The 248-nt window shown below is 64.9% G+C and carries 1 protein-coding gene; it reads right to left on the bottom strand.

Annotation, left to right across the window (positions count from 1 at the left end; all coding sequences use genetic code 11):
* The coding region (locus ACY9Z2_RS19255) for a sodium:solute symporter family transporter (protein WP_463611287.1) at positions 1-248 on the bottom strand (248 nt) is incomplete at both ends.

Raw genomic sequence — 248 nt, 5'->3', positions numbered from 1 at the left:
ATGCCCGACGAGATCGGGTCGATGTCCCACCACAGCGGCGCTTTGATGCCGAAGAACGGGTAGGTCTGGACCATGTAGTACATCGTCACGCCCAGACCCAGCACCATGCCGAGGATCGCGCCCAGCCTGTTGGCCCGCTTCCAGAACACGCCACAGACCAGGGCCGGGAAGAAGGCCGCGGCTGCCAGCGAGAAGGCCGCGCCGACGAGGAACAGGATGTTGCCCGGCTTCATGCTGGTGACGTAGGC

It is taken from the genome of Virgibacillus sp. GM2-2 (assembly GCF_055329585.1).
This window is presented reverse-complemented; position numbering and strand designations above follow the sequence as displayed.